The sequence below is a fragment of the Streptomyces sp. NPDC093600 genome (assembly GCF_044764755.1).
GTDB lineage: Bacteria > Actinomycetota > Actinomycetes > Streptomycetales > Streptomycetaceae > Streptomyces.
Genome location: NZ_JBIWIU010000006.1, coordinates 132,077 through 154,070, shown reverse-complemented (window position 1 = coordinate 154,070; position 21,994 = coordinate 132,077). Strand labels below are relative to the sequence as shown.

Genomic DNA, 21,994 nt, shown 5'->3' with positions numbered 1-21,994 from the left:
GCCGGCCGCGGCCGCCGGAGTCCGGTTCAGCCCGCCCAGGCCCGCGCGAGGGCGACGCGGTTGGGGCTGCCCGACTTGCGGCGGGCCGCGGCGAGGTGCTTCTTCACCGTCCCCACGTCCACCACCATGCGCTGAGCGATCTGATCGTCGGTCAGGCCCTCGCTGAGCAGGGCGACCGCCTCCGTCTCGCGCGGGGTGAGCCGCGGCGCCCAGGGCGGCCTGGCGTCGAGCAGCCCGGCCGCGATCCGCAGGACCGCCGGGCCGAGCGACCCGAGCAGGGTCGTCTCCCGGACGCCGAAGGCCCTCTCCTCCCCGTCGAAGAGCGCCACGCCGAAGAGCAGACCGGCGTCGGGCGAGGACCACGACTTGGCCATGACCGCGCCGATACCGGCCGGGGTCAGGAAGTCGTCGACGTACGAACGCCGCTCCCCCTCGATCAGATGCTCCACGTCGAGCAGCGTCAGGGGCCGCGCGGACGCGCGGACCGTCCCCCGGGAGGCGGCGAGGGCGATGGGGTCGAGCCGGTGGAAGCATTCCCGGTACGCGTCCATGGTCGGCACCGCGAGCCCCGAGGCCTGCGCCGTCGCGTCCCGGAAGAGACGGGGGCGGGTGTCGCCGGTGAGCACGGCGGCGTGCCGGAGGTCCAGGCGCCCGGCCAGCGACTCGGTGAGCAGGCCGCCGAGTTCCGGCAGCGTACGCGCGGAGTGGCAGTCGGCGACGACGGCGAGCAGCCGGTCGACGTCTGCCACGGGGAGTAGGTCCACGCTGTCCTCCCGGCCCGATCCGGTCCTGGCCCGCCATCGTACGACCGCCCTCAAGGGCTTGCCATCCGCTGTATGTTTACGTAAACATACAGGGGATGGCAGCAGGGCCGCCCGCGCCGACGCGCCCACCGACGCGCCTCCCCTCCAGCACAGGAGCAGCAGCACATGCCCGTTCTTCAGATCGACGACGGCGGATTCCGGCTCGACGGCGAACCCTTCCGGCTCCTCTCCGGCGGCCTGCACTACTTCCGGGTCCACCCCGCCCAGTGGGCCGACCGCCTGCGCAAGGCCCGCCTCATGGGCCTCAACACGGTCGAGACGTACGTCCCCTGGAACCTGCACCAGCCGCGGCCGGACCGGTTCCACCTGGACGGCGCGCTCGATCTGCCCGCCTTCCTCGACCTGGCCTCCGCCGAGGGGCTCCACGTCCTGCTCCGCCCCGGCCCCTACATCTGCGCCGAATGGGAAGGCGGGGGTCTGCCTTCGTGGCTGCTTGCCGAGCCCGGTATCCGGTTGCGCTCCCGCGATCCCCGCTTCCTCTCCGCGGTCGACGACTACTTCGAGCGGCTCCTCACCCCGCTCGCGCCCTACCTCGCCACGCGCGGCGGGCCGGTGCTGGCCGTGCAGGTGGAGAACGAGTACGGGGCGTACGGCGACGACACCGCCTATCTGGAGCATCTCGCCACCTCGCTCCGCCGTAACGGTGTGGACGTCCCCCTCTTCACCTGCGACCAGCCCGCCGATCTGGAGCGGGGCGCCCTGCCGGGGGTGCTCGCGACGGCGAACTTCGGGAGCCGCTCCGCCGAGAACCTCGCCGCCCTGCGCGCCCACCGGCCGGCCGGGCCCCTGCTGTCCTCGGAGTTCTGGATCGGCTGGTTCGACCGCTGGGGCGGTCACCACGTCGTCCGCGATCCCGACCTGGCGGCCCGCGAGCTCGACGCACTCCTGGCCACGGGCGCGTCGGTCAACTTCTACATGTTCCACGGCGGCACCAACTTCGGTTTCACCAACGGCGCCAACGACAAACACACCTACCGGCCGACCGTCACCTCGTACGACTACGACGCGCCCCTCGACGAGGCCGGGGACCCGACCGAGAAGTTCACCGCCTTTCGCGAGGTGATCGCGAAGTACGCCCCGGTCCCGGCGGAGCCCGTGCCGGCGCGGGCCGAGAAAATCGCCCTGGGCGTCGTGGAGCTGACCGAGAGCGCCGGTCTGCCGGCCTGCGCTCCGGCGCTCGGCGACGCCGTGCCCTCCCGCCATCCGCTGACGATGGAGGAGCTCGGGCAGGACTTCGGATTCGTTATGTACGAGACGGCCCTGCCGGCCGCCGGACCCGCCCTGCTCGAAGTGGAGCAGGTGCGTGACCGGGCCCTGGTCCTCCTCGACGGGCGGCCCGTCGGAGTCCTGGAGCGGGAGAACCACGAGCACGCCATCGCCTTCACAGTGCCTCGCGCCGGCTCCGTTCTCGGCCTGCTCGTGGAGAACCAGGGACGCGTCAATTACGGGCCGGGCATCCATGACCGCAAGGGACTGCCCGGCACCGTGACGCTGGACGGCGCGGAACTCGTCGGCTGGACCAACCGGCCGCTGCCGCTGACCTCCCTCGACGGTCTGGACTTCGCCCCGACCACCGCCACGCCGGTCGGTCCGACTTTCCACCGCGGCACCTTCGAACTCGGCGCCGCGTCCTCCCGGCCCCTCGCCGACACCTTCCTCCACCTCGGCGGATGGACCAAGGGCAACGCATGGATCAACGGCTTCCCACTCGGCCGGTACTGGTCCCGAGGACCCCAGCGGTCCCTCTACGTCCCGGGACCCGTGCTGCGCCCCGGCAGCAACGAAATCGTCCTGCTGGAACTCCACGCCGCCCACCGGGCCCGTACGGTCGACTTCAGGGACACGCACGACCTCGGCCCCACCGAGGAGTAGCCGGTCAGGGCTTCGCCGCGGCGGCGACGGGGAGGGTCCAGGACTGGTTGGCGCCCGTCGTGGGCTGGTAGACGCCGACGGGAGCGCCGTCGCTCGTCGAGGCACCCGTCACGTCGAGGAGTCCGCCGGTGGCGGTGTTGATCAGTGTGGTGCGGCCGTTGCCGGTGGTCGAGCGCATCCACTGCTGCCCGGTCGACGATCCGGGCGTCGACAGGGTCAGGGCTCCCCCGGCGACGGAGAGGGCTCTGCCGGTCCTCACATGGGTGACGCGGTAGGTGGCGGTGTTGTCCCAGTCGGACGAGGAGAGCTTGGTGAACGTCCACCGCTGGGCGGGGTCGGCCGGATCGGAGACGCGCTGCACGGGCACGCTCGCGCCGTTGACGGTCGTGACGGTGAGCGCCATGCCGCTGTGGTCGTTGACGAGTTGGCGGGGCGCGCCGACCGGCGCCGTGGCGGCTGCCCTGTTCACGCCGGAGGCGCCGGGCAGGACGAAGGTCGTGACGGATCCGGGCCCGACGGTGACCTTGAGGGTCTTGCCCGTGGCCGTCACGTCGCCCTCGCGCTGGAGGTTCCTGGTGGCGTCGGTGGTGTAGCGCTGGACGGAGGCGTCGCTGACGCTCTGGAAGCCGTTCAGATCGAGAGTGATCTCCCGGTTCACGGCGGTGGGGTTGGTGTGGACGACGACGGTTCCCTGCCCGCCGGGACGCAGGGCGGCCAGGGTGTGCGGGTCGTCGGTGTTGATGACGCGGGCGCCGGGGCGGACGAAACGGCTGTACTGCGCCATCGCCCAGTACTTCTTGTTCTTGCGGATCGGTTCGGTCGCCGCGTCGGCCGGGGTGAAGTCGGTCTGGATCAGGCCCCAGTTGGAGTTCTCGCGGTCCGGGGTCATGTTCTCGTAGTCCTCGACGGCCTGCCACAGCACCCAGGCCCGGGGCTCCAGCTCCTTGATGTCGTCGTTGATACGACGGGCCAGGTCGAGGGCGGGGCTCATGTCGGTGAAGGACTGCGGGACGCTGCCGCCGAGGTCCACCTCGGACATCCACAGCGGGGTGGCCTCGCCCTTGGCGATGTCCCGCACACCGGTGCGGCCGTTGGTGCCGTACGTGTGGGTGTTGAGGCGACCGACGGCGTCGCGCACGGCGGGGGCGTACGACTCCCAGTTGGTACGGAACAGGCCGGAGTTCGTCTCGTCCATGGCCGCGATCGGGGTGGCGACCCCGTCGGCGTCGAGCGTGGCGCGGAGCGTGGAGATCATGCGGGCCTGCGAGGCGGGGTCCCAGTGCGAGCCCTCCTGACGGCCGCCGGCGCGCCAGTATCCGGTATTGGGCTCGTTGACCGGGGAGAGGGAGCCGAACCGCACGCCGGTGGAGTCCTGTGCGCGCCGGAGGGCGCCGGAGAGATAGGCGGCGAACCGTTCGTACTGGTCGGAGCGGAGGTTGTCCTTGTTCGGGTCCGTGGCCCCCGAGACGAGCCCGCTGTTGGTCATGTAGTACGGAGCGGAGTTGGAGAACGCCTCGAAGGTCCGGGCGCCGCGCGCCTTGGCCGCGGTGAGCCACCATCGCTGGTTGGCGTCGGCGTTCGGGTTCCAGTGGTCGGCCCTGGCGGGATCCCACCAGTCGGGCGACTCCGGTCCCGGCCGGTTCCAGTAGCCGGGCACCGCCGCTCCCGCGCGCATGTAGGGCGCGGTCTCCGGGCTGTCGCCGCCGCCGATGTTGTACCGGGCGATGGTGAAGCCGAGGCCGTTCGCGCCGTACAGGTCGTCCGCCAGCCGGTTCCGCTGGGCGTCGGGCCAGCCGCCGGTGACGTTGGCGAACCACGCGAGGGCGGTGCCCCAGCCCTGGAACGGCGGCTGCTGGTAGCTGGGATCGAGGCGGACCGTCAGCGTTCCGGCCGCCGCCTCGGCCGCCGTCGCCCGGGGCCCGGTGTGGCCGGTGGCTCCGGTGGCTCCGGTGGTGGCGAGGACGGCCACGGCGCAGGCGGCGGTGAGGGCCGCGACCGGGCGGCGGGACGGCGGCCCGATGCGACGGCGGGCGCGGGGCCGACGGCGGGGCACTGATCGCGTACGGGTGGCAGACACGTGCGACTCCCTGGGGGTGGGGCGGTGTGTGCGGGGCGAGCTGCGTGTGCGTGTGCGCGCGGGGCGTGGTCGGCCGTCCTGTCGGGCCGGCAAGGCCCATCGACGAATGTTTGCGTAAACACCAGCGCTGTGGGGAGAGTCTGGGAGCGCCCTCCATGCCTGTCAAGGCTCCCGACAGGAACGGGGACCGGTTTGACCGGGAGATGTGTTTGCGTCAACATGCGGCTGCGGCGCCATGTGTCCGCGCAGCGCCCTTTCCAGGGCTTCCAGGGGTTCGGGGCGGGCGGAGGGGCGGGCCGATGGCGACCGAGAAGAGGACGAGGACGCCACGCGCGCGGCCCGCGAGGCAGTGGCCGTCCATGGCGGACGTCGCAGCGCTGGCCGGTGTGTCGTCGCAGACCGTCTCCCGGGTCTCCAACAACCGGGAGAACGTCGACTCGACGACCCGCGAGAAGGTCCTCGCGGCGATGCGGACGCTCGGCTACCGCCCCAACACGGCGGCGCGCGCCCTGGTCACCGGCAGGTTCGGGGCGCTGGGCGTCATCAGCTTCGACCTGAGCGCCCACGGGAACGCGAGGACGCTCGGCGCCATCGCCGACGCCGCGCGGGAGGCGGACTTCTCCGTGAACTTCATGGGCGTACGGGCTCAGACGGAGGCGGCCGTGCGGCGGGCGTTCCAGCATCTGATGCTCCAGTCCGTCGACGGCATCGTGCTGGTCGAGTCGCAGATACTGGACACGCCGTCCCTGCGCCTGCCGCCCGCCATGCCGGTCGTCGTCGCCGACGGCGACGCCGGACACCGCCATCCCCACGTCGACTTCGACCAGGCCCTCGGCGCGCACAGCGCGGTCACCCATCTTCTGGGCCTCGGCCACCGCACGGTCTGGCATGTGGCGGGCCCCCGGGACTCCTTCGCCGCCCGGCGGCGCGCGGAGTCCTGGCGGGCCACGCTCGCGGCGGCCGGGGCCCCGGTCCCGCCTGTCCTGTACGGGGAGTGGACGGCGGCGTCCGGGTACCTGGCCGGCCGGGAACTGGCCGGGCGCCCCGACGTGACGGCCGTCTTCGCCGCCAACGACCAGATGGCGCTCGGGCTGATGCGCGCCCTGCACGAGGCCGGCCGCGACGTGCCGGGGGACGTCAGCGTCATCGGCTTCGACGACACCGCGGAGGCGGCCTTCTTCCCACCACCCCTGACGACGGTGCGCCAGGACTTCGACCTGGTGGGCCGCCACTGCGTCGCCCTCCTGCTCGCCCAGATCGAGGGCCGAACGGAAGGCCCGCGCCGCATGGCGGTGGACCCGTCCCTCGTCGTCCGCGCCAGCACGGCCCCGCCGCCCCCGGGACGCGGCGGGACTTGACCGGGGGCCAGGCCCGGCGGCGAACGTCGGCGGCGGCTCAGCCTCCCGGCGCTTCACACGGCTCGGCCCGGGGACGCTCGCCGGCCGGACCGGCCGCCGAGCCCGTCGCGCCGACCGCCGCCCGCCGGTTCAGGCGAGCACGTCGGGCTCTTTGCCTTCGGCTGACGACCAGTCAGGTGCGGCCCGCAGGGCCGGCCGCGTCGGCCGGTGCACGCCAGCCCGACGGGCTCGCCCAGGTCTTCCCCGACCGCGACAGCCGGTGCACGCCGGCCCCGCCGGGCTCCTTCCCGCCGCCGGCGGCCGGTCAGGTGCGTTCCCGAACACCGCCCATGCCTGGCCGCGCCAGTCGCGTTTCTCCGGCCGCGCCCGTCGGTGCAGGCCAGGTCGTCGAGTTCGTCCCCGCCGACCGACAACAGTCAGGTGCAGCCCGCACCGGCCGAGTCGGCCGGTTCACGCGGCCCGGTCGCCGGGCCCGTCGCGCCCAGCCCCGCCGAGCGGGGCCTCCTTCACGCCGGGCTCGGGGCGGTGCTGGCTCGGATCACGAGGCGGGTCGGGACCAGCGTCGTGCCCCGGTCCAGTGTTTCGCCGCTCAACTCCCGTAGGACCGCGTCGACGCACAACTCCCCCACCCTGGCGAAGTCCTGGTGGACCGTGGTCAGCGGGGGGATGAACGAGCCCGCCTCCGCCACATCGTCGAAACCGACCACGCTGACCTCCTCCGGCACGCGCCTGCCGCGCTCGTGCAGCGCGCGGAGCACCCCGAGGGCCATCTGGTCGTTCGCCACGAACACCGCAGTGCAGCCGGCCTCCTCCGCCAGCCGGAGGCCCGCCTCGTAGCCGGATTCCGAGGTCCAGTCACCGCGCAGGAGCGGCGGCACCTCACACCCCTCCGCGCGCAGCGTCGCCTCCCACGCGGCCTCGCGGCGGCCCGCCGCGAAGGACTCCTCCGGTCCGGCGACGTGCCAGACCGTGCGGTGACCGAGCTCCAGGAGGTGCCGTACCGCCGTCCGCGCGCCCTGGCCCTGGTCGGTGTCCACCACGTGGAAGCGGTCGCCGGCGTCGGAGTCCACGACGACCACGGTCACATGGGGCGGCAGGGTCAGCGACCTCGTGTCGAGGAGATGCACCTCCATGATGAGGACGACCGCGTCCACCGCGAGCTCGTCGAGGCGCGTGAAGGCGCCCTTGACGTTGTCCTGCGTCGGGGCGTCGAGCGGGATCAGCGTGACCGCGTACCCCGCGCGGGACGCGCAGCTCGCGATGGCCTCCAGCGTCCGCACGTTGCCGGTGCTGGAGAGGCTCATCGTGATGACGCCGATGGTCCTGAAGTCGCCGCGTTTGAGGGCGCGGGCGGCGCTGTTGGGCCGGTAGCCGAGCTGCCGCATGGCGTCGAGCACCTTCTGCCGCGTCTTCTCGACCACCGCCGGGTCTCCGTTGGAGACGCGGGAGACCGTCTGCGACGAGACGCCCGCCACCCGTGCGACGTCCGCCATCGAGACGCGCCGCCGCCGCCCCTTCTCGGCCGCCCGGCCCCCGCCCCCGTCGCCCGTCCCCGTACGTGCGGGCGCATCCTTCTCCGCCACCGGAATCCCTTCCATTCACCACTGCTTCGTGCTTGACGCCCCCCAGTGGGAGTGTCACCATCACGCTACCGATGATTACGTAAACATTTCTCATCGGGGCAGCTCCCGATCCGGCTCTCTCCGGCCCCGAGGGCCTTCTCCCTCCCCGCCCGGACCGGTCGGTCACCGACACGAGGACCCACCATGACGCTCCTGCCGACGTCCGCGAAGGCGGTATCACCACCCCGTCGACGCGCGCGGTTCCGCCCCGGTGCGCAAGCGCTCGCCGGGTGGGGCTTCGCCGGCCCGTTCGTCGCGGTCTTCGGGCTCGTCTTCCTCGCTCCGATCGGATACGCGCTCTACCTCAGCCTCTTCCGCGACCGCCTCGTCGGCGGGACCTCCTTCGTGGGCCTGGACAACTACCGCCAGGCGCTGACCGATCCGGAGTTCTGGGAGGGCCTGGCCAGGGTCGGTCTCTTCCTCGCGGTGCAGGTGCCGGTCATGCTGGGCATCGCCCTGCTGGTCGCGCTCGCGATCGACAGCGGCCGGCTGTACGGCACGGGCTTCTTCCGTATCGCGGTCTTCCTGCCGTACGCCGTGCCCGCCGTGGTCGCCGGCCTCATGTGGGGGTTCATCTACGGCACCCGGTTCGGCCTGGTCGGCAACGTCAACGACGCGTTCGGTGTCTCGCTGCCCGACCCGCTCTCCCCCGCGCTCGTCCTTGCCTCCATCGGCAACATCGTGACCTGGGAGTTCGTCGGCTACAACGTGCTGATCCTCTACTCGGCGCTCAAGGTCGTCCCTCGCTCGCTCTACGAGGCGGCCGCGATCGACGGCGCCGGGGAGTGGCGGATCGTGGCCTCGGTCAAGCTGCCGGCCATCCGCGGCGCCCTGGTCATCGCGACGATCTTCTCGATCATCGGCAGCTTCCAGCTTTTCAACGAACCGAGCATCCTGCAGAAGCTCGCCCCGAACGCGATCACCAGCGACTTCACCCCCAACCTGTACACCTACTCGCTGTCCTTCTCCGGCCAGCAGCACAACTACGCGGCGACCGTGGCGATCGTGATGGGTGTCATCACCGCGGTCATCGCCTACACCGTCCAGCTGCGCGGCATGCGGAAGGGCTGAGCCATGACCACCCCCGACCTCGACGACACCCGGGCGAACGCCGCGGCGGACCCCGATCACGGTCCCGATCCCGGTCCCGTTCCGACCGCCACGGCCCGCACCAGCCGTACCCCCTCCCGTACGTCCTCCCGTACCGCCGGCCGACCGGTCACCCGGCGACGGCGCCCCCACACCCCGCTCGACCCCCGTCGCAGCGTTCCGCTGACGCTCCTGACCGGTCTTGTCCTCGTCTACACCCTGCTCCCCCTCGTCTGGCTGGTCATCAACTCCACGAAGGACCAGGACGGCCTGCTCAACTCCTTCGGCCTGTGGTTCGCCGAGGACTTCGACCTCTGGAGCAACCTCTCCCGCACGCTGACGTACGACGACGGCGTGTTCGTACGCTGGCTGCTCAACACCGTGCTGTACGTCGCCGCGGGCGCCGGAGGCGCCACCGTCCTCGCCGTCCTCGGCGGCTACGCGCTCGCCACGTACGACTTCCCCGGGCGCCGCGCCGTGTTCGCCGTCGTCATCGGAGCGGTGGCCGTACCGGGCACGGCCCTGGCGGTCCCGACCTTCCTGATGTTCAGCAACATGGGGCTCACCAACACGCCGTGGGCCGTCATCATCCCCTCCCTCATCTCCCCCTTCGGCCTGTACCTGATGTGGGTGTTCACCCGCGAGGCCGTGCCGGCCGAACTGCTCGAAGCGGCCCGCATCGACGGGTCCGGCGAACTGCGCACCTTCGTCCGGATCGCGCTGCCCCTGCTGATGCCGGGCACCGTGACCGTGCTGCTCTTCTCGATGGTCGCGACCTGGAACAACTACTTCCTGCCGCTGATCATGATCAAGGACCCGGACTGGTACCCGCTCACGCTCGGGCTCAACGCCTGGAACGCCCAGGCGCAGACAGCGGGCGGCGAGGCCGTCTTCGACCTCATCATCATGGGCTCGCTGCTCACGATCGTGCCGATCGTCGCGGTCTTCCTGCTGCTCCAGCGGTACTGGCAGTCCGGCCTGGCCGCAGGCAGCGTCAAGGAGTAGCCGCGCGCTCCCCGTCGCCCCGCATCCGCATCCGCCCGCCCGCCCGCCCGCCCGCACACCGAACCAGGAGCACCACCCCATGAGAACGAACAGCACCCGCCGGCTTCTCGGTGCCGTCGCCACGGCCTGTGCGATGGTCCTCGGCGCGACCGCCTGCGGCTCGTCCGGCCCGGCCGACGACGCCGGCGGCGGCGGCGGTCCGAAGGACGTGAAGTCCGCTCTGGAGAAGGGCGGCAAGGTGACGGTGTGGGCCTGGGAACCCACGCTGAAGAAGGCGGCCGCCGACTTCGAGAAGAAGTACCCCCAGGTCGACATCGAGCTGGTCAACGCCGGCACCGGCGACAAGCAGTACACGGCGCTGCAGAACGCCATCGCCGCCGGCTCGGGCGCCCCCGACGTGGCGCAGGTGGAGTACTACGCCCTGGGTCAGTTCGCCATCGCCAAGTCGGTGGAGGACCTCTCGGGTTACGGCGCGGCCGCGTTCGACAAGACGTTCAGCCCCGGCCCGTGGGACGCGGTGACGTACGACCGGTCCGTCTACGCCCTGCCCATGGACTCGGGCCCCATGGCCCTCTTCTACAACAAGAAGGTCTTCGACAAGCACGGCATCGCGGTCCCCGCCACCTGGGACGCGTACGTGGAGGCGGCACGCGCCCTGCACAAGGCCGACCCGAAGGTCTTCATCACCAACGACACGGGCGACGCGGGATCCACCACCAGTCTCATCTGGCAGGCCGGGGGCCGCCCCTACAAGACGTCCGGTACCGATGTGTCCATCGACTTCGGGGACGCCGGCACCAAGACGTACACCGGCACATGGCAGAAGCTGCTCGACGAGGACCTGGTCGCGCCGATCACCTCCTGGAGCGACGAGTGGTACAAGGGGCTGGCCGACGGCAGTATCGCCACGCTGGCGATCGGCGCGTGGATGCCCGCCAACTTCACCTCGGGCGTCGCCTCTGCCTCCGGTGACTGGCGGGTGGCGCCGCTTCCGCAGTGGAGCGCGGGCGCCCGTACGAGCGCCGAGAACGGCGGCAGCTCCCTCGCCGTGCCGAGGGCCGCCGAGAACAAGGAACTGGCCTACGCCTTCATCGAGTACGCCACGACCGGCGCAGGTGCCTCGGCCCGCGTCGCCGAGGGCGCCTTCCCGGCCACCACGGCGGACCTGGAGTCGAAGAAGTTCCTCGAGACCGCGTTCCCCTACTTCGGCGGCCAGCAGGCCAACAAGATCTTCGCCGAGTCGGCCGCCACGGTCGGCACCGGCTGGTCGTACCTGCCGTACCAGGTGTACGCGAACTCCGTCTTCAACGACACCGTGGGCAAGGCGTACGTCTCCTCGACCCCGCTCTCCAAGGGCCTGGAGGACTGGCAGCGGGCCAGCGTCACGTACGGCACCGACCAGGGCTTCGACGTCAACAAGTAGCGGGATCGCCGTTGTCGCCGCGCGGCGGCGGCGCCCCGGCTCAGCGTGCGCCGAAGACCTGGGTCCAGTACGGGCCGCCGCTGTCGTGGAGGCCGATCCCGATCTCCTCGAAGGAGCAGTTCAGGATGTTCGCCCGGTGCCCGGGGCTGTTCATCCAGGACTCCATCACCTGCGCGGGGGTGCGCTGCCCCTTCGCGATGTTCTCGCCGTACGTCGTCCACCGGTATCCGGCGGCCGTCACGCGCTCGCCCGGGCCGTCGCCGTCCGGGTTGGTGTGGTCGAAGAAGTCCCGTGCCGCCATGTCCTCGGAGTGCCTCCGAGCGGCCTCGTCGAGGAGGGGGTTCGCGGTCAGCGGGCCGCAACCGGCCTGCGCACGCTCCGAGTTGGCCAGGTCGATCACCTGCTGAGCGGTGGGGTCCGCAGCGGACTCCGCCGTCGTGTCCGCGGACTTCGGCCGGGGCGCGGGCGACGCGGTGCGCGTGGCGGGGGCCTTCGGCGGCGAGGGCTTCGCGGAACGGCCGGCGGTGGCGGACGGGCTCTTGACGGGGCTCGGCGGCGTCGACGGCGAAGGAGTGGCCGAGGGTGAGGCCGTGGTCGGCTCGGGGCGGGTCGGCTCCGGACGGGCCGGCAGGGATGTGCCGGGGGCGGCCGCGCGTATCGTGTCGGCGGGCTCCGTGTCCCGCTCGGGGCCGGTGATCAGGGCGAAGGACCCGCCGGTGACCGCCACCACCGCGATGCCCGCGGCCACGACGGCCCGGCGGCGGGCGCGCCGTTGGTGGCGGCGGGCGCTCCGGGTGCCCGGCCCGGCGGCGCGACCGGCGCCCCGGGCGGCGTACGGCGCGCGGGGACCCGCCGGCCCGCCCCGCTCGTGGGCGCCACCGCTCTCGTATCCCGGCGCGGGCGCGAACTCGTCAGTTCCGCCACCCTCGTACCCGGGCGTCGGGGAAGGGGCGGACGCGGCCGCCGGCGCGAAGCCGGCGCGCTCGCGGACGCTCGCGAGCAGCAGCGCCGCCGGGGGTACGAGCAGCAGTCCGGCGAGCAGCCCCTCCGCCGGGACGAGGCCGCTCCACAGGCCCGCGCAGTGCGCGCAGTCGCGTGCGTGCCGGGCTATGCGCTTGCGCCACAGCGCGGAGGGGCGGCCGTCCCATGTGTCGAGCCCCGAGTGGAGGGTGGGGCACAGCGGATTCTCGGACAGGGCCCGTACGACCACGCGGGCGGCCTCCAGCTGCTCCTTCATCCGCCGCACGCGCACCGCCGTGTGCTCCGGGGACAGTCCGAGGGCGGCCGCCACCTCGTGCCGGGTCAGCTCTCCGGCGCACTCCAGCCACCACAGGGACAGCAGGGCGCTGTCGTCCGGCTCCATCCAGCGGGTCGCCTCGGCGGTCTCGCGCCGCTGGCCGGACAGGTTCAGCCGGACCAGCGTCAGGTCCACGAAGTCGGCTTCCGCGTGGGCGAGTTCGCCCGCGTCGTCGAGGCCATGGGTACGCAGACCCGACTGCTGTGTGTGGTGGTGGCTGCGGACGCGGTTCATGGCGATGGCCACCAGCCAGGACCGGAAGCTCTCCGGCGAGCGCAGGCCGCCGAGCCCGTCGAGCGCGCGCAGCATCGTCTCCTGCACGACGTCGTCGACGTCGTGGTGACCGTTCAGCGCCCGGCCCACGATGTTGTAGACCAGGGGCAGATAGGCGGCGACGAGCTGATCCTGCGCCCACCGGGCTCCGCCCTGCGCCGCCCTGACCAGGTCCGTGCCGTTCTGTGTGCTCACGCCTTGATTCACCCTGCCTGTCCCGCCTGTTGTCGATGCCCAGCACTTGGGAGACCGCGGTGCGCCCCCTCGATAACAGAAAACGGCGAAGTTTCCGCGAGGAATCTTCGACCGAGCCAGACCGCGCCGCCGTGCGGCCGGGCCGGCAGACTGCTCCGGACCGGGCCGCGGGGGCGCGCGGGACGCGGGGGACGAGGGGACCGGGATGACAGGGTACGGCCGACGTACATGGCGCACCGGCACGGGGGCGTGCTCGCCGGAGCTCTCCTGGCGGGCGTCGCGGCCTGTGGCAGGCCGCCCGCCTGACCGGTCGCTTCGCCGTCGCGGCCGTCACCGGCGCCCTGACGAAGCGTGGCTGGACGAGGGAGAACACCGTCGGAGGGGTGGTGCTCCGCAAGGAGGACGCGCGGGTGGCCGTCTCGGACACCGTCCGGTCCTCCTCCTTCGGGCAGGGCGGCGGTCTGCCGCCGCCGGCGCGGGCCGAGCCCTCGGTCGCCGACGACCCGGCCTACCAGGCCGTCGTCCGCCGCATCGGCGAGGGTGCCTACCACGCCGCCTTCTACGGCAAGGACCCGGAGAACCGGCTGCCCGGCCTCACGCTGTTCGCGATCGGAGCCCACGCCCGGCCCGACGGCACGTCGCGGGAGCGGCTGTGCGCCCTGACGGAGTCCGCGGAGGACGCCCGGGGCGTCGCGGACGCGCTGCGGACCAAGACGGCCGACGGCGAGAGGTTCGCCGGGGCCACGGTCGAGGTGGGCGGCGGCGAGACCCCCGTGGTGACCATGGAGTGGGCCAACAGCACCGCGTCCGGGCTGCGGCCGGGCGCCCAGAGCCAGACGGGCGAGCTGCCCCGGCTTCTCCTGCCGCCGCGCTGAGAAGTCCTCGTCGGAAGGGCCCTCACACGGCGGTGTCAGGGATCCAGGAGCCGTGGATCATGGCGGGGACGCTCACACTTCGGGCGCGTCAACGCCGAGCGACCGATCAGCCCGCGACCGGGACGCTTCTCCACGAGAGCCGGAAAAAATCTCGTACGGCCATGTCGAGAACCCGTGGCCAGCTCCGTCCCAGGGGTGAACGTGACCAGAATGGTCGCACCAGGACCGAGGAGAGACACGATGGCCAAGTACCTGCTGCTCAAGCACTACCGCGGCGCTCCGGCTCCGGTCAACGACGTGCCCATGGACCAGTGGACACCGGAGGAGATCTCGGCGCACATGCGGTACATGCGCGACTTCGCGGCCCGGCTGGAGGAGACCGGCGAGTTCGTCGACGGACAGGCGCTCGCCCCCGAGGGGGCCTGGGTCCGGTACGACGGTGAGGGGCGCCCGCCGGTCACCGACGGCCCGTTCGCCGAGACCAAGGACCTCATCGCCGGCTGGATGGTGATCGACGTCGACAGCTACGACCGCGCCGTCGAGCTGGCCGGGGAGCTGTCGGCGGCCCCCGGAGCGGGCGGGAAGCCCATCCACGAGTGGCTGGAGCTGCGCCCGTTCTACGGCGAGTCGCCCACCATCACGGAGTGACCGCACCGATGAACGAGGCGCTGCTCCGGAGTCTCACGCCGAGCGTGCTCGCCGTCCTCGTCCGCCGCGGAGCCGACTTCGCGGCGGCCGAGGACGCCGTCCAGGAGGCGCTGGTCGAGGCGGTCCGCGTCTGGTCGGCCGAGGCTCCCCGGGACCCGAAGGGCTGGCTGGTCACGGTGGCCTGGCGCAAGTTCCTCGACGCGACCCGGGCGGACACCGCCCGCCGCCGCCGTGAGGACCTCGTCGCCGAGGAGCCGGCGCCCGGTCCGGCGCCCGCGGTGGACGACACGCTCCAGCTCTACTTCCTGTGCGCCCACCCGTCGCTGACGCCGTCGTCGGCGGTCGCGCTGACGCTCCGCGCCGTGGGCGGGCTCACCACCCGCCAGATCGCCCAGGCCTACCTGGTGCCCGAGGCGACCATGGCGCAGCGCATCAGCCGGGCCAAGCGGACCGTCTCCGGCGTGCGGTTCGACCAGCCCGGCGATGTCGCCACCGTGCTGCGCGTCCTCTACCTCGTCTTCAACGAGGGCTACTCCGGCGATGTCGACCTCGCCGCCGAGGCCATCCGGCTCACCCGGCGGCTCGCGGCCGCGATCGACCACCCGGAGGTGGCGGGGCTCCTCGCCCTCATGCTGCTCCACCACGCCCGGCGCGCCTCCCGTACCGCTCCCGACGGCGGCCTGGTGCCGCTCGCCGAGCAGGACCGCGGCCGGTGGGACACCGCGTCGATCGCGGAGGGCGTCGCGATCCTGCAGGCGGCCCTCGCCCGCGACCGGCTGGGCGAGTTCCAGGCCCAGGCCGCCATCGCGGCGCTCCACGCCGACGCGCCCACCGTCGAGGAGACCGACTGGGTGCAGATCGTCGAGTGGTACGACGAGCTCGTGCGCCTGACCGACAGCCCGGTCGCCCGGCTCAACCGCGCGGTGGCCGTCGGCGAGGCCGACGGACCGCGCGCCGGCCTTGCGGCGCTCGCGGCGCTGGACGACTCCTCCCGGAACTCCCCGGGCAGGGAGGACGCGGTGCCCCGCCGCACCGCGGTGGCGGCGTACCTGCACGAGCGCGACGGCGACCTGGCGACGGCGGCGCGGCTGTACGCCGAGGCGGCCCGGAAGGCGCCCAACCTCGCCGAGCGCGATCACCTGACGCGCCAGGCCGCCCGGCTCAACGCCCGCCGGGCCCCCTGACGGGCCGCGCTCGGATCGCACGGCGGTTCGGATCGAACGACGGCCAGGAAGGTGGCCGGAAGTTTCGGATGAGGCTGTGTTTACGTGAAGTGCCGTCGGCTGCCAGAGTCTAGGTCGGTTCCGGGCACCCGCCCCCAGGCAAAGTCGTGCGACAGAAAGCCGAGGCCATGGCCATCGACGTCACCGCCCTCCGGGCGCAGTTCCCCTCGCTCGATCACGGTCTCGCCTTCTTCGACGGGCCGGGCGGCACACAGACCCCCCGCCCCGTCGCCGACGCCATCGCCGCCACGCTGACCGGGCCCCTCTCCAACCGGGGGACCGTCAGTCCGTCCGAGCTCAACGCCGAGCGGGCCGTCGCGGACTTCCGCGCCGCCTACGCCGACCTCCTCCACGTGCCCGCGAACGGCATCGTCCACGGGCGCAGCGCCACGCAGCTCACGTACGACTTCTCCCGCCACCTGGCCAAGGGGTGGAACGCGGGCGACGAGATCGTCGTCAGCCGGCTCGACCACGACTCCAACGTCCGGCCCTGGATCCAGGCGGCCGAGCGGGCCGGGGTGCGGGTCCGCTGGATCGAGATCGACCCGGGGACGACGGAGCTGGACCTCGACTCGTACGAGCGCGTCCTCTCCCCCCGGACGCGGTTGGTCGCGGTCACGGCGGCCTCGAACGTGCTGGGTACCAAGCCGCCCGTCCGCCGGATCGCCGACCTGGCCCACGAGGTCGGCGCGCTGGTGTACGTGGACGGGGTGCACTACGCGGCGCACCACCTCGTGGACGTGCCGGCGTCGGGGGCGGACCTGTTCGTGTGCTCGCCGTACAAGTTCCTCGGTCCCCACTGCGGGGTGCTCGCCGGAGCGCCCGAACTCCTGGAGACCCTCCGCCCGGACAAGCTCCTGCCCTCCTCCGACACCGTGCCGGAGCGTTTCGAGTTCGGCACGCTCCCGTACGAGATCCTGGCCGGCGCCACCGCCGCCGTGGACTTCCTGGCGACGCTGGACCCGGGGACGGGAGCCTCGCGCAGGGAGCGGCTGACGCGGTCCATGGAGTCGGTGCACGAGCACGAACGGGCGCTGCGCGAAAGGCTGGAGGAGGGCCTGCGGGCCCTGGGCGACGCCGTCACCCTGCTCTCCAAGGCCCAGGACCGCACCCCGACGCTCCTGATGACCCTCGAAGGCCGCGACGCGCGCGAGGCGCAGGTCCACCTGGCCGGGCTCGGCGTCCTGGCCCCGGCCGGGCAGTTCTACGCGTACGAGCCCTTCGCCGCGCTGAAGTGGGAGGGCCCCGCGCTGCGGGTGGGCCTGGCGCCCTACAACACGGCGGAGGACGTGGACAGGTTCCTCGACGGCCTGGCCGCCTTCCTCTGACGGCGCCCCGAGCACCCCGACCCGGAGGCGCCCCGCGTGGCCGCGACCGACACCGGACGGCTGCTGGTTCCGCGCCGGCTGTCCGGCTCCCGCCTCGACCCGCCCGCCGCGCCGCGCCCGGCCGTTCCCGCGCTGTGGCTGGTGGACACCGACGAGTACCGGGCGTACGCCTCCCGGCACGCCCCCGACATCCTCGACGACCAAGAACTCGCCCATGCCGCCCAGTTGGTGCGGGCCGCCGACCGGGACGCGTACGCGTGCGCCCATGTCGCCCTGCGCCTGCTGCTGGGCGCTTACCTGGGTGTGGCGGCCCGTGAGGTGGTCGTCGAGCGTGCCCCGTGCGCGCACTGCGACGAGCCGCACGGCAGACCGGTGGTGCGCGGAGGCGGCCTGCACTTCTCGCTGTCGCACTGCGAGGGCCTGAGCCTGCTCGCTTTCGCGACCACGCCCGTGGGCGTGGACGTGGAGCCGGTCCCCGACCCGGCGGCCATCGCCGAGGTGGCCGACGTGCTGCACCCTCGGGAGGCGGCCGAACTCGCGATCCTGCCGGCCCCCGGGCGTCCACCGGCCTTCACCCGGGTGTGGACCCGCAAGGAGGCGTACCTCAAGGGGACGGGCGTCGGCCTCTCCGCCGACCCGGCCGCCGACTACGTCGGTGCCGGTCCGGTCCCCGCCTCTCCCCCGGGGTGGACCCTCTCCGACGTCCTCGCCCCGCGGGGCCACCACGCCGCCGTGGCCCTGGCCCGCCTCTCGGATGGCGCATAACGGCTTCACCTCGGTGGTGACCCACCCCCGGCCGCCCGTCGCCTGGCTCGTACAGACGGTGTACATCATCCGTCCAGTGAGCGCCCCGCAGAATGGCAACGGCCGCCTCCCCGGCGGGAGTTCTGCTCTCCGCGCATGACGGGGACGGCCGGCCAGGGTTTCGTTCACACCCAGTGAATCCAAGGGGAAACACATGCCAGAAGTCGGCGGCTCCAAGGGTCCGACCGTATCCGGTGACCCACTTCTGTCCACCGTGGACAGGGTGTGCGCATGCCTCGGTTCCGCACCCGAGAAGGTCGACTCCGCGCTGTCGGGCAGCGAGCGCAGTCGCGTCCTGGGCGAGGTGGCCGACATCAACGCAGCGGCGGCCGCTGGCGACAGCGGCGCCCTGTACGCGCAGCAGTATCTGCTCGACCGCATCTACCAGCTGTACACCAAGATCCCGCGGCAGCAGAGCGCCGAGGGATCGGTCGTCGTGTACGAGATAGCCCGGCTCCTGGAGACCGCCACCGCCGCCGCCCAGGACCGGCTGATCGAACCGGGGCTGCTCGAAGAAGCGCCCACCGAGCCGCGGGAGTACCTGTCCTGGCTCAAGAACACCGCCCGCAACCACCGGGTGTACAAGCACCCCTACTACCACGAGTTCATCCGCAACACGGCCACCGAGAGCGACCTGCGGAACTACGTGATGCAGGAGTCGGTCGTGGACGGCCGCTTCGACGACCTGCTCGCCATGATGCAGGTGGGCACCGCCGGCGCGGCCAAGATGGAGATCGCCGCCAACTTCTGGGACGAGATGGGCAACGGCGATCACGCCCAGGTCCACACCCATCTCTTCAACAAGATCTACGAGGTCTTCGACATCTCGGAGGACGAGCTCGACCGCTCGCTCACCGCCACCTCGCTGCTCAACGGCAACCTCGCGGTGATGCTGTGCCGGCACCGCTCCATGTACCCGGAGGCCGTGGGCTTCCTGGGCATGACCGAGTGGATGGCACCGGACAGGTTCGTCCAGGTCGTCCACGCCTGGGAGCGGCTGGGTCTGCCGGAGGTGGGGATCACCTATCACCGGCTGCACATCACCATCGACTCCCAGCACGCGCAGGGATGGTTCCACAACGTGGTGCTGCCCGCCGCCGGATCGGCGCACATGCGCCGTGCCATCGCCCGCGGAATCCTGTGGCGGCTCAACTCCTCGGCCGCCTATCTCGACGAGCGCATGCCCTCCGTCGCCTCCTGACGTCCGACGAGATCCTCACTTCTGAAGGAGAGACCATGCCCCTCGGCAGCGAACGGTTCGCCATCATCGACCTGCCCGAAGTCTCGCCCGACATCCTGCCCAGTTACGAGGACTGCCCGGTCGACGAGTACATGGGCAACGGCACCCGCTTCAAGCGGTTCTCGCAGTACCGCCTCACGCCTCAGGGCGACGACGAGTGGTCGTTCGAGCGTCTCCCGCACCGCGACTACACGACGTACAAGAAGTTCAACGCGGTCGGTGGCGGCATCCGCCGCGTCTACGAGCCGATCAAGGTGGACTTCACGCCGCTGATCAGATTCGGCATCGGTGAACTCGGTCTCGACAGATCCGAGGACTGGCAGATCAACGTGCACCAGAACAGGACCCGCGCCGAGGGCGGCAGGCCGGGGCCCCTCACTCCGGAGGGGGTGCACCACGACGGGCACGAGTTCGTGATGATCGCCGTCCTCAACAAGGTGAACGTCGCGGGCGGCACCACCCGCCTGTGGAACCCCGGGGCCGACGCGCCGTTCTGGACGGGCACGCTCGAAGCGGGACAGGCCGTCCTGCTGGATGACAGGGCGCTCGCCCATGACGTCACGGACGTGCTCTCCGCCGACGGCGGCCCGGGCCACCGGGACATCGTCATCGTCGCGTTCTCCCGGTGGGCGGAGAAGTGGTACGGCGACGACCACGACGCCGCCGCTCTCGCCGAGCAGTGAACCGGGGCGCCGCCCCGGGGTGAGGCACGCCGCCTCGGGGCGGCGCCGCGCCCCCAGCCAAGGGAGATCATCCGTGATCGACTTCTTCAAGTACCAGGCCGCAGGCAACGACTATCTGGTGATCGACCCCCGCCACACCGACGTCCCCCTGTCCCCCGAGGCGATCCGGCTGATCTGCGACCGGCACCGGGGTGTCGGGGCGGACGGAGTCCTCCACGGACCGCTGGAGCCGCCTCGCCCCGGTGTGCCGGTCATGCTCGACCTGTACAACTCCGACGGGTCCGACTGCGGCAGGAGCGGCAACGGTCTGCGTATGTTCGCCCTGCACCTCGCCGAGCAGGAGGCGGGCGCCTGGGCCGCGGGCCGTGAGTTCACCCTTCGTACGGCCGCGGGCGACTCCGCGGTACGGGTCCTCGACGCGGGCCGGGGCCGGGTGGAGGTCGGGATGGGGCATCCCAGCTTCGACGCCGCCGATCTGCCCCTGCTCCAGGTGGACGGGTCCCCGTACACCGGCCGGGCGGTGCGCGTACCGCTGTCCGTGGACGGCGAGGAGCTGACCGTCACCTGCGTGTACAACGGCAATCCGCACACCGTGGTGATGGTGGACGCCCCGTCCCCGCAGCTGGCCCGGCGGCTCGGCCCGGGGATAGCCCGGCACGTCCGGTTCCCCCGTGCCACCAACGTGCAGTTCGCGCGCATGGTGGACCGGGCCGTGATGGAGCTGGAGGTGTTCGAGCGCGGCGCCGGGTACGTGACGGCGTCCGGCGCCGGTGCCTGTGCCGCGGTGTCCGCCGCGCGCGAACTCGGGCTGTGCGACGACCGGGTCGAGGTGAGGATGCCCGGGGGCACTGTGGAGATCACCGTCGCCGAGGACGGCCGGGTCACCATGACCGGCGACGCGGAGCAGGTGGCCGCCGGATCGTTCGCGCCCGCCCTGCGCGCGCGGCTCGACCGGACGGCGCCGGCGGGGAGCGTACGGTGACCCTCTCCTCGCCGCGCTCGCGCGACTATCCCATCCAGCGGTGGGTGTTCGAGGACGCCGTGGGCCGCTTCGACATCGACCTCGGCGACAGCAACATGGTCCCCGGACGCCTCGACGCCCTCGACGTACCGGCAGGGCTTGAGCTCGACTACGGGCACGACCGGGGCCTCGGCGCCCTGCGCGAGGCGATCGCCGGCCTGTACGGCGGGGCGGCCGACTCGGTCCTCGTCACCCAGGGCGCCCAGCAGGCGCTCTACCTCGTCTACGCGGCGCTGCTGACCCCCGGGTCCCGGGTGATCGCCTTCCGGCCCGGCTGGCAGCAGTCCTGGGACGTGCCCCCCGAGCTCGGCTGCCAGGTCGAACTGGTCGGGTTCCGCCCCGATCTCAGCTTCGACGTCGAGGCCGCCGAGGCGGTGGCCGGGCCCGACGTGCGGCTGATCGTCGCCAACAGCCCGTGCAATCCGACCGGTCGGCGCATCGCGGAGAAGGACCTGCACGGCCTGGTGGCGCTGGCGTCGCGTACCGGAGCCCATCTGCTGCTCGACGAGGAGTACGCGCTCGACCTCTCGCGCTCCGCCGCCGTCGGAAGCGACCGGGTGATCTCCGTGTCCAGCCTCTCCAAGGTGTACGGCTTCCCCGGACTGCGGGTCGGCTGGCTCTACGGCCCACCGGACGTCGTGGAGCGCTGTGCCCGGCGCAAGTTCCTGTCCACCATCTCCAACTCGGTGCTGTGCGAGACGCTCGCCTGCGATGTGCTGGCCCATCGCGAGCGGCATCTGCGCTCCTACCACGAGCTCACCCGCCAGGGTCTTTCCCTGGTCCGGGACTTCGCCCGGCGCAACGCGGACGCGGTGACCCTCGTGGAACCCGAGGACACCCCGTTCGCCTGGCTCTGGCTGACCACCGGCGAGGAGCCGCTGGCGATGTGCCGCAGGGCGCTGGACCAGGGCGTGCTGCTCATGCCCGGCGAGACGCTCGGTGCCAGTGACGGCTTCCGGATCTGCTTCGCGCGCTCCCCCGAGGCGGTGGCCGAGGGACTGGGCCGCGTCGAGCGGGTGCTCAGGCCCTCTCCTGCGGCGGCCGGCACGGCACCGGCCCGCTGAACCCGGGACTGCCGATCCCGGTACTCCTTTCCCCGGGACTACCGTCCCGGTCCTCCTTTCCCCCGGGGTTGCC

18 protein-coding genes are annotated in these 21,994 nt (G+C 72.3%); 14 read left to right on the top strand and 4 right to left on the bottom strand.

Translation table 11 applies throughout. The features are described 5' to 3' along the window. Window positions 1-26: 26 nt before the first annotated feature. Window positions 27-764, bottom strand: coding sequence for a LuxR C-terminal-related transcriptional regulator (locus ACIRB4_RS17285; RefSeq protein WP_403292064.1), 738 nt, complete (start codon window positions 762-764; stop codon window positions 27-29). A 165-nt stretch (window positions 765-929) separates the two neighbouring features. Between ACIRB4_RS17285 and ACIRB4_RS17280 the strand changes: the two genes are divergently transcribed. Then, window positions 930-2,696, top strand: a complete 1,767-nt coding sequence (locus tag ACIRB4_RS17280; protein WP_403292062.1) for a beta-galactosidase family protein — start codon at window positions 930-932, stop codon at window positions 2,694-2,696. A 4-nt stretch (window positions 2,697-2,700) separates the two neighbouring features. Here the strand turns inward: ACIRB4_RS17280 and ACIRB4_RS17275 are convergent, their stop codons facing one another. Continuing rightward, window positions 2,701-4,773 (bottom strand): glycoside hydrolase, encoded by a 2,073-nt coding sequence (locus ACIRB4_RS17275; RefSeq protein ID WP_403292061.1) that lies wholly within the window; start codon window positions 4,771-4,773, stop codon window positions 2,701-2,703. Between the two features lie 359 nt (window positions 4,774-5,132). Between ACIRB4_RS17275 and ACIRB4_RS17270 the strand changes: the two genes are divergently transcribed. After that, the gene (locus ACIRB4_RS17270; RefSeq protein ID WP_403292059.1) at window positions 5,133-6,131 is read left to right on the top strand and encodes a LacI family DNA-binding transcriptional regulator; all 999 of its coding nucleotides are present in this window, start codon (window positions 5,133-5,135) and stop codon (window positions 6,129-6,131) included. 506 nt (window positions 6,132-6,637) lie between these two features. Here the strand turns inward: ACIRB4_RS17270 and ACIRB4_RS17265 are convergent. After that, complete coding sequence (locus tag ACIRB4_RS17265; RefSeq protein ID WP_403292404.1) at window positions 6,638-7,624, bottom strand: LacI family DNA-binding transcriptional regulator; 987 nt, start codon at window positions 7,622-7,624, stop codon at window positions 6,638-6,640. A gap of 273 nt (window positions 7,625-7,897) precedes the next feature. On the opposite strand from ACIRB4_RS17265, the gene ACIRB4_RS17260 reads away from it, so the two are divergent. The 3 genes from ACIRB4_RS17260 to ACIRB4_RS17250 all read left to right on the top strand — a co-directional run bounded on the left by ACIRB4_RS17260 (window position 7,898) and on the right by ACIRB4_RS17250 (window position 11,270). Beyond that, complete coding sequence (locus ACIRB4_RS17260) at window positions 7,898-8,824, top strand: carbohydrate ABC transporter permease (protein ID WP_403292058.1); 927 nt, start codon at window positions 7,898-7,900, stop codon at window positions 8,822-8,824. 3 nt (window positions 8,825-8,827) lie between these two features. Next, window positions 8,828-9,847: a carbohydrate ABC transporter permease gene (locus tag ACIRB4_RS17255; protein WP_403292057.1), complete on the top strand. Its 1,020-nt coding sequence runs from the start codon at window positions 8,828-8,830 to the stop codon at window positions 9,845-9,847. Between the two features lie 79 nt (window positions 9,848-9,926). Next, on the top strand, window positions 9,927-11,270 hold the full coding sequence (locus tag ACIRB4_RS17250) for an ABC transporter substrate-binding protein (protein ID WP_403292056.1): 1,344 nt from the start codon (window positions 9,927-9,929) through the stop codon (window positions 11,268-11,270). Window positions 11,271-11,310: 40 nt separating this feature from the next. On the opposite strand, the gene ACIRB4_RS17245 is transcribed toward ACIRB4_RS17250, so the two are convergent. Beyond that, window positions 11,311-13,035 (bottom strand): sigma-70 family RNA polymerase sigma factor, encoded by a 1,725-nt coding sequence (locus ACIRB4_RS17245; RefSeq protein WP_403292055.1) that lies wholly within the window; start codon window positions 13,033-13,035, stop codon window positions 11,311-11,313. 383 nt (window positions 13,036-13,418) lie between these two features. Here ACIRB4_RS17245 and ACIRB4_RS17240 point away from each other — a divergent pair, with 383 nt between their 5' ends. From ACIRB4_RS17240 to ACIRB4_RS17200, 9 genes are all read left to right on the top strand, one after another. After that, entirely contained in the window at window positions 13,419-13,910 is a 492-nt protein-coding gene (locus tag ACIRB4_RS17240; protein WP_403292054.1) for a hypothetical protein, read from the top strand. A 240-nt stretch (window positions 13,911-14,150) separates the two neighbouring features. Next, complete coding sequence (locus ACIRB4_RS17235) at window positions 14,151-14,558, top strand: YciI family protein (RefSeq protein ID WP_403292053.1); 408 nt, start codon at window positions 14,151-14,153, stop codon at window positions 14,556-14,558. Window positions 14,559-14,566: 8 nt separating this feature from the next. Then, the gene (locus ACIRB4_RS17230) at window positions 14,567-15,742 is read left to right on the top strand and encodes an RNA polymerase sigma factor (RefSeq protein WP_403292402.1); all 1,176 of its coding nucleotides are present in this window, start codon (window positions 14,567-14,569) and stop codon (window positions 15,740-15,742) included. A 167-nt stretch (window positions 15,743-15,909) separates the two neighbouring features. Beyond that, window positions 15,910-17,109, top strand: coding sequence for a cysteine desulfurase-like protein (locus ACIRB4_RS17225; protein WP_403292400.1), 1,200 nt, complete (start codon window positions 15,910-15,912; stop codon window positions 17,107-17,109). Window positions 17,110-17,145: 36 nt separating this feature from the next. Next, window positions 17,146-17,874, top strand: coding sequence for a 4'-phosphopantetheinyl transferase family protein (locus ACIRB4_RS17220; RefSeq protein ID WP_403292052.1), 729 nt, complete (start codon window positions 17,146-17,148; stop codon window positions 17,872-17,874). 262 nt (window positions 17,875-18,136) lie between these two features. Continuing rightward, entirely contained in the window at window positions 18,137-19,114 is a 978-nt protein-coding gene (locus ACIRB4_RS17215; protein ID WP_403292051.1) for an iron-containing redox enzyme family protein, read from the top strand. A gap of 35 nt (window positions 19,115-19,149) precedes the next feature. After that, window positions 19,150-19,836, top strand: a complete 687-nt coding sequence (locus tag ACIRB4_RS17210; protein ID WP_403292049.1) for a 2OG-Fe dioxygenase family protein — start codon at window positions 19,150-19,152, stop codon at window positions 19,834-19,836. A gap of 73 nt (window positions 19,837-19,909) precedes the next feature. Next, window positions 19,910-20,818, top strand: a complete 909-nt coding sequence (dapF, locus tag ACIRB4_RS17205; protein WP_403292047.1) for a diaminopimelate epimerase — start codon at window positions 19,910-19,912, stop codon at window positions 20,816-20,818. Further along, window positions 20,815-21,921, top strand: a complete 1,107-nt coding sequence (locus ACIRB4_RS17200) for an aminotransferase class I/II-fold pyridoxal phosphate-dependent enzyme (RefSeq protein ID WP_403292045.1) — start codon at window positions 20,815-20,817, stop codon at window positions 21,919-21,921. Before dapF ends, ACIRB4_RS17200 begins: the two co-directional genes overlap by 4 nt. Window positions 21,922-21,994: the final 73 nt, after the last annotated feature.

Bases quoted from the DNA above. Each gene is read 5' to 3' on its own strand.
- ACIRB4_RS17280 (WP_403292062.1), top strand. From the start codon at position 930: ATGCCCGTTCTTCAGATCGACGACGGCGGATTCCGGCTCGACGGCGAA.
- ACIRB4_RS17270 (WP_403292059.1), top strand. From the start codon at position 5,133: ATGGCGGACGTCGCAGCGCTGGCCGGTGTGTCGTCGCAGACCGTCTCC.
- ACIRB4_RS17265 (WP_403292404.1), bottom strand. From the start codon at position 7,624: ATGGCGGACGTCGCACGGGTGGCGGGCGTCTCGTCGCAGACGGTCTCC.
- ACIRB4_RS17260 (WP_403292058.1), top strand. From the start codon at position 7,898: ATGACGCTCCTGCCGACGTCCGCGAAGGCGGTATCACCACCCCGTCGA.
- ACIRB4_RS17255 (WP_403292057.1), top strand. From the start codon at position 8,828: ATGACCACCCCCGACCTCGACGACACCCGGGCGAACGCCGCGGCGGAC.
- ACIRB4_RS17250 (WP_403292056.1), top strand. From the start codon at position 9,927: ATGAGAACGAACAGCACCCGCCGGCTTCTCGGTGCCGTCGCCACGGCC.
- ACIRB4_RS17235 (WP_403292053.1), top strand. From the start codon at position 14,151: ATGGCCAAGTACCTGCTGCTCAAGCACTACCGCGGCGCTCCGGCTCCG.
- ACIRB4_RS17230 (WP_403292402.1), top strand. From the start codon at position 14,567: ATGAACGAGGCGCTGCTCCGGAGTCTCACGCCGAGCGTGCTCGCCGTC.
- ACIRB4_RS17225 (WP_403292400.1), top strand. From the start codon at position 15,910: ATGGCCATCGACGTCACCGCCCTCCGGGCGCAGTTCCCCTCGCTCGAT.
- ACIRB4_RS17210 (WP_403292049.1), top strand. From the start codon at position 19,150: ATGCCCCTCGGCAGCGAACGGTTCGCCATCATCGACCTGCCCGAAGTC.